Raw genomic sequence first — 12,736 nt, 5'->3', positions numbered from 1 at the left:
CCATTGTTTTTAAAGGGTTCTTGTATTTTTTTCTAAACTTTATTGTTCTATATACCATTTTTTTAGTACATTCATACCTTTTTTTCATTATTTTATTCTTGATTTTTTTCTGATTTTTTGATACAATTTTTCTAATTATTTAAACACACACATTTTTTTATTACAATAATACTAATTTTTTGGAGGTTACAATGAATAAAAAGAAAGAAATTTTAATTTTAGGTTTCGCTCTATTCTCTATGTTTTTTGGAGCAGGAAATTTACTATTCCCACCTTCTGTTGGAGTAGCTGTAGGAAAGGATTGGTTTGAGGCTGGTCTAGGATTTTTTCTAACTGGAATTGGTTTACCACTACTTGGAATTCTTGCATTCACAAAAGTTGGAAGTCTAGATGAGTTTGCAAATAAAGTTTCAAATAAATTTAATACAATCTATTCTACTATATTAATATTAGTTATAGGTCCTCTATTTGCTATACCAAGAACAGGATCAACTACTTTTGAAATGGGAGTTTTACCTTTATTTCCTAATTCAAACCCTACTATTATAGCTGTGTTAACATCTGTTATTTTCTTTGGAGTAACTTTATTCTTAGTTTTAAATGAATCAAGTATAACTGATATTCTAGGTAAATTTTTAACACCTATTATCTTATTAATTCTTTCATTAATAACTATTTTAGGAATAACTAGCGATTTAGGAACGCCTGTTGACTCTATAATAAATGGAAACCCTTTCTCTTATGGATTTGTTAGTGGTTACCAGACAATGGATGCTTTAGCTTCTGTTCTATTTGGAGTTATAATTATTAGAGGACTTGAAGGAAAGGGAGTAACTGATACAAATGAACAAAAATCTTTTTTAAGTAATGCTGGATTTATTGCTGCTATTGGTCTTGGATTTATCTATTTAAGCTTAATCTATTTAGGAGCACAAATTAGTAGTATAAAAGGTCTTACAACTGCTCAAACAACATTAACTTTAGCAGAACTGACTCTTGGAAATATTGGGAAAATAGCTTTTGGAATTTGTGTTGCTGCAGCTTGTTTAACAACTTCTGTAGGATTAGTTGCTTTAGCTAGTGAATGGTTTTCAAAACTATTTAAAATATCTTATAAAAAAATAGCTCTTGGAATTTGTATTTTCTCAACAATACTTTCTGTTGCAGGATTAGACTATATAATTAGTTTATCTGTACCTGTTTTAGTAATACTTTATCCAGTTACTATCGTTCTTATTTTACTAAATATTTTTGGTATTAAAAATCACTTTACCTTTAAATCTGTTGTTGCAGTAACTTTAATAATCAGTATAGCTGAAATGTTAAAAGTAGATTTAAGCTTTATTCCTCTTGCTAACCACGGATTCCCTTGGGTTATACCAGCTTTAATAGCTTTTGGAATATCTTTTACCTTTAAAACTGAAAAACTAACTTTAAAAAAGAATGCATAAAAAAAGGAGCTAAGCTCCTTTTTTTTATTTAAACATTAACTCTACAACTGAGAAAAATCCTATCGCCCACATTATAGGCTTTACATGTGTAATTTTCCCACCAAATAAACATACTAATATGTAAGAAATAAATCCAAAAGAAATTCCAATTGATATGCTATAAGTTAATGGCATCATTATTATTATTAAGAAACAAGGTATTGCAACTTCTATATTATGAAAATCTATATCCAATAAATTTTTAAACATATAAACTCCTACAAGTATTAAAGCTGGAGCCGTTGCAAATGCTGGTACAACCCCTATAATTGGAGAAAAGAATAGTGAAATCGCAAATAATACCGCTGTTGTTAGCGCTGTTAATCCTGTTCTTCCACCAACTGCAATTCCTGAAGCTGACTCTACAAATGTTGTAGTTGTTGATGTTCCTAATAAAGAACCTATTACTGTCGCTATTGCATCAGCCTCTAATATTTTACTAACATTTTTTATCTTACCTTTTTCATCTATCATTTCAGCTTCATGAGCACAAGCCATTATAGTTCCTAAAGAATCAAATAAATCGACAAACATAAATGAAAAAATCGATCCTAAAAATATTGGCTTAATTGCTCCTAAAACATCAAGTTTTAAAGCAATTGGTGCTGGACTTGGAGGCATTGATATTATTTGTGATGGTAATTGAACTGCACCAAATATAATTCCTAAAACTGTTGTAGCTACAATTCCTATTAAAATTCCACCCTTAACTTTTTTCATCTCTAAGAATCCCATAATTGCAAAACCTACTAATCCTAAAACAACATTTAAATTAAATTTCCCTAAAGCCACCACTGTTGCTGGATTGCTTACAATTAATCCCATTCCCTGCATTCCTATAAAAGCTATAAATAAACCTATTCCCGCTCCCACAGCTAACCTAATCTCAGCTGGTATAGCATCAATTATTTTCTCTCTCAATCCTGAAAATGTTAGCGCTAAGAAGATAACTCCAGATATAAATACTACTCCTAAAGCCTGTTCCCATGTCGCTCCATTTCCTAAAACAAGTGTAAAAGTAAAAAATGCATTTAATCCCATTCCTGGTGCCATAGCTAATGGTGCATTTACCCAAAATGCTGTTATAGCCGTTCCTATCGCTGATGCTAAACATGTTACTGTTATTAATGCACCTTTATCCATTCCCGTCATTGATAATATTGAGGGATTAACAAATATAATATATGCCATTGTTAAAAATGTTGTAACCCCCGCTATTATCTCCTGTTTTACTGTCGTTCCGTGCTCTTTTAATTGAAACAATTTTTCCATGTTTCCCTCCTAGATTTATTTTAATATTTTATAATAATTACTGACTAAAATAAAAAAGACCTGCAAAAACAGGTCAAAAAACTTAATAAAAAATACTAAGTTGTGACCCATAGAAAGCTATTTAAGGTAGCTCGTAGAAACTCTCCGCCGTATTCGGAGTATATATGGTTCAAATTAAATATAATCTTTACCTAAATATTAAAGATTTCTTCCAATTTTGTCAAGTTTTATTTATTTTTGCTTTTTATAAAGAAAAAAACTATAATGTATTAAAATAAATATACTGGGAGGTAATATAATTTATGAAAAAATCTTTTGCTAGTGATAACTATAGTGGTGTCCATCAGAAAATTTTAGAAAAAATAATTGAAGTTAATAACGGCCATGTTTCTGCTTATGGAGCAGATGAAATCACTCAAGAAGCGATTGAATGCTTCAAAGATATATTTGGGGATGTTGAAGTGTTTTTTGTATTTAATGGTACTGGAGCTAACGTATTAGCACTAGAAGGAATGAAAGCTCGAGCATCTGCTGTTATAACTCCTGAGAATGCTCACATTGTGCAAGATGAAACTGGAGCTCCTAGCAAGATAACTGGTATGCAACTTCTTACAGTTCCAAGTACAGATGGAAAACTTGACTTAGAAGCTGCTAAAAAATGGTTAACTTTTAAAAATAACTTTCATAAACCAAAAGCTGAAATTATTTCAATCAGCCAAACTACAGAATATGGAACTGTTTATACATTAGATGAAATTAAAGCTATTTCTAATTTTGCTAAGGAAAATAATATGCTTTTACATATGGATGGAGCAAGAATTTCTAATGCTGCTGTAGCCTTAGGATGTTCTTTTAAAGAGATGACTGGAGATTTAGGAGTTGATGTTTTATCTTTTGGTGGTACTAAAAATGGATTAATGTTTGGTGAAGCTCTTATATTTTTCAATAAAGAATTAGCTAAAGAATTTTCTTGGATAAGAAAACAAAATCTTCAATTGTATTCAAAAATGAGATTTATGTCTGCTCAATTCGTTCCTTATATAAAAAACAATATTTGGTTTGAATGTGCTAAAAATGCAAATGATATTGCTCAATATTTAAAATTAGAGTTAGAAAAAATTGAAATACCCGTAACAAAAGAAGTTTTAGCTAATGCTGTTTTTGCTATTTTACCTAAAGAAATAATTTCTGAACTTCAAAAGTCTTTTTATTTCTATATATGGAATGAAAATATCCATGAAGTAAGACTTGTTACATCTTTTGACAGCACAAAAGAGGATGTTGATAATTTTATTAAAAAAATAAAAGAATTACTAGGAAAATAAATAAATCTTATGATATAATTTATTTATAGTACATAGATTTTTCTTTTATTCTTTGTATGCTTTTTTTTAAAAATATTATTGATTTAATGAACTAAATGTGAAATAATATTACATATATTTCGCATTTTATTTGAAAGGAGATTTGACTATGGGATTATTTGATTTCTTTAAAAAGAAAAAAGAGGATGAATGGTTTAATATCTATTCACCATTAAACGGAAAAGTTATTCCTTTAAGCGAAATACCAGATGACGCTTTTTCTCAAAAAATGATTGGGGATGGATGTGGAATTGATCCTACTGAGGGAGCAATCTGCTCACCTGTTGCTGGTGAAATTGATATTTTCGCTACTAACCACGCTGTTAGTTTTGAAGTTCCTAACGGACTTGAGTTAATAGTTCACTTTGGAATTGACACAGTAAAATTAAATGGAGAAGGATTCACTAGAATTGCTGAACCTGGATCAACTGTAGAGGTTAAAGATGAGCTTATTAAATATGATTTAGCTTACATTAAAGAACATGCTAAATCAACAAAGACTCCTGTTATTATTGCAAACATGGACCAAGTTGAAGCACTTGAAGTAGTTGCTTCTGGAGATGTTAAAATAGGAGACCTTTTAATGAGAGTTAAAATCAAAAAGTAGTTTTTTAAGAAGGTGCCTCTTTACTATTTAGGAAAGGATGGTACCTTTCTTTATTAATAAAAAAGCATACACGGAAATTTAAGGAGGAAAAATGAAAGTACTAGATTTAGATTTAGTTACTAATGAAGTTGCTAGACTTTGTATTGAAGCTAACTACTTTATTGGCAGTGACGTTTTAAACAAAATTAAAGAATGCCAAAAAACAGAAACTAGTGAGTTGGGGAAGGTTATTTTAAGTCAAATTATTGAGAATGACGAGATTGCTGCAAAGGATAATGTTCCTATGTGTCAAGATACTGGTCTTGTTGTTGTTTTCTTAGAAATTGGAACTGAAGTTAAAATCAATGGAGATATTTACTCTGCTGTTAATGCTGGAGTTGCCAAAGGATATAAAGATGGATATTTAAGAAAATCTGTTATTAGACATCCTCTAGATAGAGTTAATACACAGGATAATACTCCTGCTGTTATCCACACTAAACTTGTACCTGGTTCTGATAAAGTTAAAATTATTGTAGCTCCTAAAGGTGGTGGGTCTGAAAATATGAGTACATTAAAAATGTTCAAACCTGCTGATGGAGTAGAGGGTATTAAAAAGTTTGTTGTAGATAGTATTAAAAACGCCGGTGGAAACCCTTGTCCTCCTATCGTTGTTGGTGTTGGAATTGGTGGAAACTTCGAAAGATGTGCTGAGTTAGCTAAAGAAGCTCTTCTAAGAGAAATTGAAGATGTTAATCCTGATCCAATTGCTGCAGCGTTAGAAGCTGAACTTTTAAAATTAATAAATGATACTAATGTTGGTCCTCAAGGTCTTGGTGGAAAAACTACTGCTCTTGCTGTTAAAGTTGAAACTCAAGCATGTCACTTTGCATCTTTACCAGTTGCTGTTAACTTAAATTGCCATGCTGCTAGACACAAGGAGGTAACATTATGATAAAATTAACTACTCCGTTAAGAGATGAAGATATAAAAAAATTAAAATCTGGTGATGCTGTTTCTATAACTGGTGTTATTTATACTGCTAGAGATGCTGCACATGCTAGATTAGTTAAACTTTTAGAAGAAGGTAAAGAACTACCTTTTGATGTAAAAGGACAAATTATCTATTATGCTGGACCTACTCCTGCTAAACCTGGGCAACCTATTGGAAGCTGTGGACCTACTACTAGTTATAGAATGGATTCATACTCTTCTGCTATTTTAGATCAAGGTTTAAAAGGAATGATTGGAAAAGGTGCAAGAGATCAAAAAGTTAAAGATTCTATTGTTAAAAATGGAGCTATATATTTTGCAGCTGTTGGTGGAGCCGCTGCATTAATTGCTAAGTCTGTAAAAAGTAGTGAAATCATTGCTTATGAGGATTTAGGTGCTGAAGCAATTAGAAGACTTGAAGTTGTTGACTTCCCAGCAATCGTTATAAATGATTGCGAAGGAAATGACCTATATGAAATAGCTAGAAATAGCTCAAAATAAATTTAATTAAAGGGGTAATATATTATGTCTACAGTTTTTGAAAAATCTTTAAAGCTACACGAGACTCATTCAGGAAAAATTGAAGTTGTGTCAAAAGTTGCTGTTACAAATAAAGAGGAACTAAGTTTAGCTTATTCTCCTGGAGTTGCTGCTCCTTGTTTAGCAATAAAAGAAAATGTTGAAAATGTATATAAATACACATCTAAAGGAAATATGGTTGCTGTTGTTACTGACGGTTCTGCTGTACTAGGTTTAGGAAACATTGGTCCTGAAGCTGCTCTCCCTGTTATGGAAGGAAAAGCTATTCTTTTTAAACAATTTGCAGATGTTGACGCTTTTCCTATCTGCTTAGATACACAAGATACTGAAGAGATTATTAAAGCTGTTAAATTAATCGCACCTGGATTTGGGGGTATAAATTTAGAAGATATTTCTGCTCCTAGATGTGTCGAAATTGAAACAAGATTAAAAAATGAACTTGATATTCCTGTTTTCCATGATGATCAACATGGAACAGCTATTGTTGTTGTAGCTGCTCTTATCAACTCATTTAAATTAGTTAATAAATCTTTTGAATCTGCTAAATTTGTTGTTAGTGGAGCAGGTGCTGCTGGTAGTTCAATTATCAAACTTCTTATTAAAATGGGTGCAAAAGACATTGTTGTTAATGATATTGATGGTATTATAAACAGAGACGATAAAGCTAACTACAATTTCTTAAAATCAGAAATAGCTGATATTACAAATCCTGAAAATATTAAAGGTGGACTTAAAGAAGCTGTTATTGGAAGAGATGTTTTCATAGGAGTTTCTGCTGCTAATATTTTATCAGTTGATATGGTTAAAACTATGAATAAAGATGCTATTGTTTTTGCTATGGCTAACCCTAATCCTGAAATTATGCCTGAAGATGCTATTGCAGGAGGAGCAAAAATTGTAGGTACTGGTAGATCTGACTACCCTAATCAAGTTAATAATGTTTTAGCTTTCCCAGGAATATTTAGAGGAGCTCTTGATGCTAAAGCTAAAAAAATAACTGAAGAGATGAAAATTGCTGCAGCTGTTGGAATTGCTAAATTAATTCAGGACGATGAAATAACACCAGAATATGTTATCCCAAATGCTTTTGATCCAAGAGTAGCTACTGTTGTTGCTGAAGAGGTTAAAAGAATTGCTAAAGAACAAAATATAACAAGATAGTAAAAAAGGTAGCCTACAAAGCTACCTTTTTTTATTCATTCTCATTATTTTCTAAATCATCCTCTGATTTCTTTTCCTCTTTTATAACTAAAAGTTGGTCTATTTTAAAGTTATCTACATCTACCACTTCAAAACTATAACCATCAAACTCTATGTGGGCACCTTTTTTAGGTATACTTTTCAACATATACATCATAAAGCCAGCTATTGTTTCATAGCTATCCTCTTCTGGAAACGCTTCTATTTCTAGAACTTTTTTTACATCCTCAGTAGCTGTAACCCCATCTATTAGCCAAGAGCCATCTCCTCTTTTTATTATATATTCCTCTTGCATTGGGTAAACTACGTCTCCCATTAAAGTCGAAACAACATCATTTAAAGTTATAACTCCTACAACATGAGCATACTCATTTAATATTACAGCAAAGTCCTCTCTAGCTTCATTAAATCTATCTAGCATCTCTGAAAGAGTAAGTGTATTAGGAATAATCAAAATATTTCTATTTGTTATCTCTTTTATATTTTGAAGTCCACTAGATTCTCCTTTTAAAATTCTAGGTAAGATATCTTTTGAACCAACATATCCATATATAGAATCTATATCACTCTCACAAACTAAGAATTTAGAATGTGGGTACTCTGCTATTTTTTGTTTTATACTTTCTTCTGTCTCTTCTAAAGTAAAATATACTATTTCATCTCTCGTTGTCATTGCTGATGATACCCATCTTTGCTCAAGTTCAAATACATTTTCAATTAGATGGTGCTCTTTTGTATGCACTACTCCTGCTTCTGCTCCCGCATCTACTAACGCAAAAATATCATCATGAGTTATTAGTTCATCTCTTGAGTTTGGTGTATTAAACACTTTAAAAACTAAATTAGCCACACCACTAAATATAAATACAATTGGTGTTAAAATCTTTATTGTTAAAGTCATTGGATTTACTAAAGTAAGTGCTATTTTTTCTGGATAAACCATTGCCAATCTTTTTGGTATTAAATCTGCAAATTCTATAAAACAACCTGTTACAAATATAAATGATATCAAAAATGCTATTGTTGGATTTCCTATATATTTATTTATTATTGGTGATAATATTCCATCTCCAATTATACCAGCTAATATAGCTACTATATTTAATCCTATTTGTACAGTTGTAAAAAAGTTTCCTGGATTACTTTGAAGATCAATAACTTTTTTTGCATTTTCATTACCTTCATCCACTAATAATTGTAATTTAATTTTTCTTGCTCCTGCCAAAGATATCTCTGCCATAGAGAAAAATGCACTTATCAAAATTAAAAAAAGAATAAACATTAATTTTTCTGCTATTCCCATACTATCTCTCCTTTAAATGTGGTTTCTGCTGTTCCTATCATAAATACCTCATCCCCTTGTAATTTAATTTTTAATACTCCACCCTCTGTTTCTACAACTACTTCATCTTCGACTAATCCTAATAAATTAGAAATATAAACTCCTGAACATGATCCTGTTCCACAAGCTAGTGTTCTTCCAGCTCCTCTTTCCCATGTTTTTATTTTTATTCTACATTTATCTAAAATTTGAATAAAATTTACATTTATATTTTTAGGAAATAATTTATCTTTTTCAATCTTTGCTCCCAAAGTATTTACATCAATACTCTCCAAATCTTCTCTTATTATTACTGCATGTGGAACTCCAATTAATACAGCTGAAAAAATTATATCTTCACCATCAATACTTATTTTTTCATTTATAACTTTATTTTTTTCTATTAATACTGGAATCTCTTTAGAATTTAATCTTGCTTTACCCATAGATATCATTATTGATTGCACTTTATTTTTATCATCTATAGTTAAATAAGCTGTTTTTATTCCATCACCTGTCTCTATTGTTATTTCGCTTTTTTTTATGATTTCCTCTTCATAAATAAATTTTGAGAAACATCTAATTCCGTTTCCACACATCTCACCTTTTGAGCCATCTGAATTATAATAAACCATTTTTATATCAGCTTTTTGACTCTCCTCCGCAATCATTATACCATCTCCTCCAACTCCATAACGTCTATCACAAAGTTTTTTGGCCATCTTTGAATAATTTTCATATTTATTTTTTACTCCATTAAAAAGTAAAAAATCATTACCAGCTCCTTGCATTTTATTAAATTTCAAATTAATCACCTCATTAGTATAACTTTCTATTACATTATATTCTACCCTATCCTTTCATTTAACGCAACCCCCTTCACTTTTGTTTGATTCTACTTTACTTTTCATAGGTTTTGTGTTAATATTCCCAAGTAGTACAATATGTCATCAAGGAGATTTTTATGAGCAGAAAAAGAGAAATCAAAAATCATGTTGAACTTCTCCAAAAAGGAAATAGAGGTCTGTATGGACTCTCTCTTCTTGTAGGTGTTATTACTGGAGTTATCGTATCTATTTACAGATATGGTTTAGGAATTGCTGGTAATCTTAGAGAACACTATATTAGTAGGGAACTTCTTACAAATCCCTCTAAACTTCTTTTAATATGGGGAATTTTTATCGTTATAGGTCTTTTTGTAGATTATTTATCTAGAAAATTTCCTACAACAGGTGGAAGTGGTATTCCACAAGTTAAAGCTTTAATTTTAAGAAAACTAGATTATATCTTTTGGGTAAAAGAACTTTTAGTCAAATTCTTTGGTGGTTTACTTGGTATTGGAGCTGGTTTATCTTTAGGTAGAGAGGGTCCTTCAGTACAATTAGGATCATATATTGGATATGGCTTTACTAAAATTTTTAAAAGAAATTATACTGATGAAAAGTATCTTGTAACAGCTGGTTCAAGTGCTGGTTTAGCCGGAGCCTTTGGTGCACCATTAGCTGGAGTTATATTTAGCATGGAGGAGCTTCATCGTTTCTTTTCTTCTAAACTTATTATCTGCACATTCTTAGCTAGTATTTGCTCTAATTTCGTAGCTAGAAGAATTTTTGGAATGGATCCATCTTTTAATTTAAATATTAAGTATCCTACAGATGTTAATCCGTATTTTCAATTTTTATTTTTTATAGTTTTTGGAATTGTCATTGCATTTTTTGGAAAGCTTTTTACAGTTTCACTAATTAAAACACAAGATATTTTTAAAGGAATTAAACTTCCTAGAGCCGTAAAAATATCATCTGTTATGACATTATCGTTTATTATATGTTTTGTTATGCCTGATATAACAGGTGGTGGACATCACTTAGTTGAAGAGTTGCCTCATCTTAATCAAACAATACTATTTCTTTTATTAGTTTTTATTGTTAAGCTATTGTTTACAACAATATCATATGCAACGGGATTTCAAGGTGGTATATTCTTACCAATGCTTGTTTTAGGTGCTATTCTTGGAAAAATTTATGCACTTACACTTATAACAACTTTTAATCTTCATAGTGATTTTGTCATTCACTATATGATTTTAGGAATGGCTGGATTTTTTGTTGCCGTTGTTAGAGCTCCTATAACTGGAGTTATTCTAATTTTAGAAATGACTGGTAGCTTTGATCATCTTTTAGCGATTGCAACAGTTTCTATAGTAGCATACTATATTACAGATATTCTAAAATTAGAGCCTATTTATGAAATTTTATACGAAAGAATGCCTAAGAAAAAAATTGAGGATGACTTCGAAGAAGATCGTCATGAGCATCATGAAAAGACACTAATTTGTATTCCTGTTTCTGCAGAATCCGAATTCGATGAAAAATTAATAAGAGATGTTGCTTGGCCTAAAAATACTCTTGTTGTTGCCATCAGAAGAGGAGAAACTGAGTATATTCCTAAAGGAAGTAGTAAAATTCTTGCTGGTGATGTTTTAGTTCTTTTACTTCCAGAAAAACAAGCTGATAAATTAAATGAAACTCTATTCAAAATGGGAACATCTCACTAATTTTTTAAGGAAATTATTGACATTTTTTTAAAATGATTATACTATTAAATGACACATGTATTTTATAGGAGGATCTATATGAATAGAATAGAAGGAAAAATTGCTTTAGTTACTGGAAGTGCTAGAGGAATTGGAAGAACTATAGTTGAGAAGTTAGCTTCTGAAGGTGCTGAATTAGTTATATCGTGTGATATGGGTGAAGCTACTTTTGAACAAACTAATGTTAGACATGAAATTTTAAATGTAACTGATAGAGATGCTATTAAAGAATTAGTTAAAAAAATAAAAGATGAATTTGGTAGAATCGATATTCTTGTTAACAATGCAGGTATTACTAAAGATGCACCATTTGTAAGAATGAGTGAAGATGCTTGGGATGCTGTAATTAATGTTAATTTAAAAGGAGTTTTCAATATGACTCAAGCTGTTGCTCCTTTAATGACTAAAAATAAAAAAGGATCAATTGTTACTATCTCATCTGTTGTAGGTTTATACGGAAACATTGGTCAAGCTAACTACGCTGCTACTAAAGGTGGAGTTATTGCAATGACTAAAACTTGGGCTAAAGAATTAGCTAGAAAAGGTGCTCAAGTTAGAGCTAACTGTGTTGCTCCTGGATTTATCTCTACTCCAATGACTGACGTTTTACCAGAAGATGTTATCAATGGAATGCTTGAGAGAACAGCTTTAGGAAAATTAGGAATGCCTGAAGATATTGCTAACACTGTATTATTTTTAGCAAGTGATGAATCTTCATACATTACTGGACAAACAATTGAAGTTAGTGGTGGATTAGCACTATAATTAAAACAAATTATTTAAAGGCAGGAAATTTATTTCTTGCCTTTAATATTTTAGGAGGATTTTATGAAAAACAAAATGCTAGTTTTTACATCTAGTATTTTAATATTTTTAATTATTCTTTTTTGGGGAAAAAATATATATTTTAAAAATATTATCACAAAACAGCTTTCAACTTCTTTTAAGCAAGAAGTAACTATTAAAAAAGCTAATTTTAGTTTTTTTAATAACTCTTTTGAATTAAAAAATTTATCTTTAATTGAATATAACATTTCAATTGAAAATGTTGAATGTAAAATGGATTTCAAAACATTTTTTAAATCTAAAAATAACTTTACTATTAGCAATTTAACTCTTAATGGAATTAGCTTTAATAATAACTTGATATCTTCACCCCTTACTAACACAAATAATTCAAATGAAAAAACTACTGAATTTCTTAAAGAAATTGACGATAAAATTCAGTTTGATAAAAATTTATCTAAATTTTTTAGCTCTAGTTTTAATAAAGATAATTTTTCAAAAACTCTATCTAATAATTTAATAAATTTTTTAATTCAAAATACTGATTATATTGATGTAATTATACAAAAAGAGATTAATATACAATTTAAA

At 30.2% G+C, this 12,736-nt stretch carries 12 protein-coding genes and 1 riboswitch; of the genes, 9 read left to right on the top strand and 3 right to left on the bottom strand.

Going from position 1 to position 12,736, the window contains the following annotated elements; genetic code table 11:
* The first annotated feature begins 191 nt into the window (after positions 1-191).
* Positions 192-1,451, top strand: a complete 1,260-nt coding sequence (brnQ, locus tag HMPREF0202_RS02615) for a branched-chain amino acid transport system II carrier protein (RefSeq protein ID WP_023051827.1) — start codon at positions 192-194, stop codon at positions 1,449-1,451.
* A 24-nt stretch (positions 1,452-1,475) separates the two neighbouring features.
* Here brnQ and HMPREF0202_RS02610 read toward each other — a convergent pair whose 3' ends face one another.
* Positions 1,476-2,762: an NCS2 family permease gene (locus HMPREF0202_RS02610; protein WP_023051826.1), complete on the bottom strand. Its 1,287-nt coding sequence runs from the start codon at positions 2,760-2,762 to the stop codon at positions 1,476-1,478.
* A gap of 90 nt (positions 2,763-2,852) precedes the next feature.
* A riboswitch (purine riboswitch) is annotated at positions 2,853-2,950 on the bottom strand.
* A gap of 114 nt (positions 2,951-3,064) precedes the next feature.
* Between HMPREF0202_RS02610 and HMPREF0202_RS02605 the strand changes: the two genes are divergently transcribed.
* The 5 genes from HMPREF0202_RS02605 to HMPREF0202_RS02585 all read left to right on the top strand — a co-directional run bounded on the left by HMPREF0202_RS02605 (position 3,065) and on the right by HMPREF0202_RS02585 (position 7,406).
* The gene (locus HMPREF0202_RS02605) at positions 3,065-4,087 is read left to right on the top strand and encodes a threonine aldolase family protein (RefSeq protein ID WP_023051825.1); all 1,023 of its coding nucleotides are present in this window, start codon (positions 3,065-3,067) and stop codon (positions 4,085-4,087) included.
* 148 nt (positions 4,088-4,235) lie between these two features.
* A complete protein-coding gene (locus HMPREF0202_RS02600; protein ID WP_023051824.1) occupies positions 4,236-4,733 on the top strand; it encodes a PTS sugar transporter subunit IIA in 498 nt (165 codons plus the stop codon).
* A gap of 91 nt (positions 4,734-4,824) precedes the next feature.
* Positions 4,825-5,667 carry a fumarate hydratase gene (locus tag HMPREF0202_RS02595; protein ID WP_023051823.1) on the top strand — a complete coding sequence of 281 codons (843 nt, stop codon included), beginning with the start codon at positions 4,825-4,827 and terminating at the stop codon, positions 5,665-5,667.
* Positions 5,664-6,206: a Fe-S-containing hydro-lyase gene (locus tag HMPREF0202_RS02590; protein WP_023051822.1), complete on the top strand. Its 543-nt coding sequence runs from the start codon at positions 5,664-5,666 to the stop codon at positions 6,204-6,206. The genes HMPREF0202_RS02595 and HMPREF0202_RS02590 overlap by 4 nt, the downstream gene beginning before the upstream one ends.
* Before the next feature lie 24 nt (positions 6,207-6,230).
* A complete protein-coding gene (locus HMPREF0202_RS02585) occupies positions 6,231-7,406 on the top strand; it encodes an NAD(P)-dependent malic enzyme (RefSeq protein WP_023051821.1) in 1,176 nt (391 codons plus the stop codon).
* A gap of 31 nt (positions 7,407-7,437) precedes the next feature.
* Here HMPREF0202_RS02585 and paeA read toward each other — a convergent pair whose 3' ends face one another.
* Entirely contained in the window at positions 7,438-8,748 is a 1,311-nt protein-coding gene (gene paeA / locus HMPREF0202_RS02580; RefSeq protein ID WP_023051820.1) for a polyamine export protein PaeA, read from the bottom strand.
* Positions 8,739-9,572, bottom strand: a complete 834-nt coding sequence (gene dapF, locus HMPREF0202_RS02575; RefSeq protein ID WP_040406171.1) for a diaminopimelate epimerase — start codon at positions 9,570-9,572, stop codon at positions 8,739-8,741. The genes paeA and dapF overlap by 10 nt, the downstream gene beginning before the upstream one ends.
* A gap of 158 nt (positions 9,573-9,730) precedes the next feature.
* Here dapF and HMPREF0202_RS02570 point away from each other — a divergent pair, with 158 nt between their 5' ends.
* The 3 genes from HMPREF0202_RS02570 to HMPREF0202_RS02560 form a co-directional block, all read left to right on the top strand.
* On the top strand, positions 9,731-11,320 hold the full coding sequence (locus HMPREF0202_RS02570) for a ClC family H(+)/Cl(-) exchange transporter (protein WP_023051818.1): 1,590 nt from the start codon (positions 9,731-9,733) through the stop codon (positions 11,318-11,320).
* A gap of 78 nt (positions 11,321-11,398) precedes the next feature.
* Positions 11,399-12,124: a 3-oxoacyl-[acyl-carrier-protein] reductase gene (fabG, locus tag HMPREF0202_RS02565; protein ID WP_023051817.1), complete on the top strand. Its 726-nt coding sequence runs from the start codon at positions 11,399-11,401 to the stop codon at positions 12,122-12,124.
* A gap of 63 nt (positions 12,125-12,187) precedes the next feature.
* Positions 12,188-12,736 (top strand): hypothetical protein (locus HMPREF0202_RS02560; protein WP_023051816.1); only part of this gene is annotated, 549 nt, incomplete at its 3' end.

Source organism: Cetobacterium somerae ATCC BAA-474 (assembly GCF_000479045.1).
GTDB lineage: Bacteria > Fusobacteriota > Fusobacteriia > Fusobacteriales > Fusobacteriaceae > Cetobacterium_A > Cetobacterium_A somerae.
This window is presented reverse-complemented; position numbering and strand designations above follow the sequence as displayed.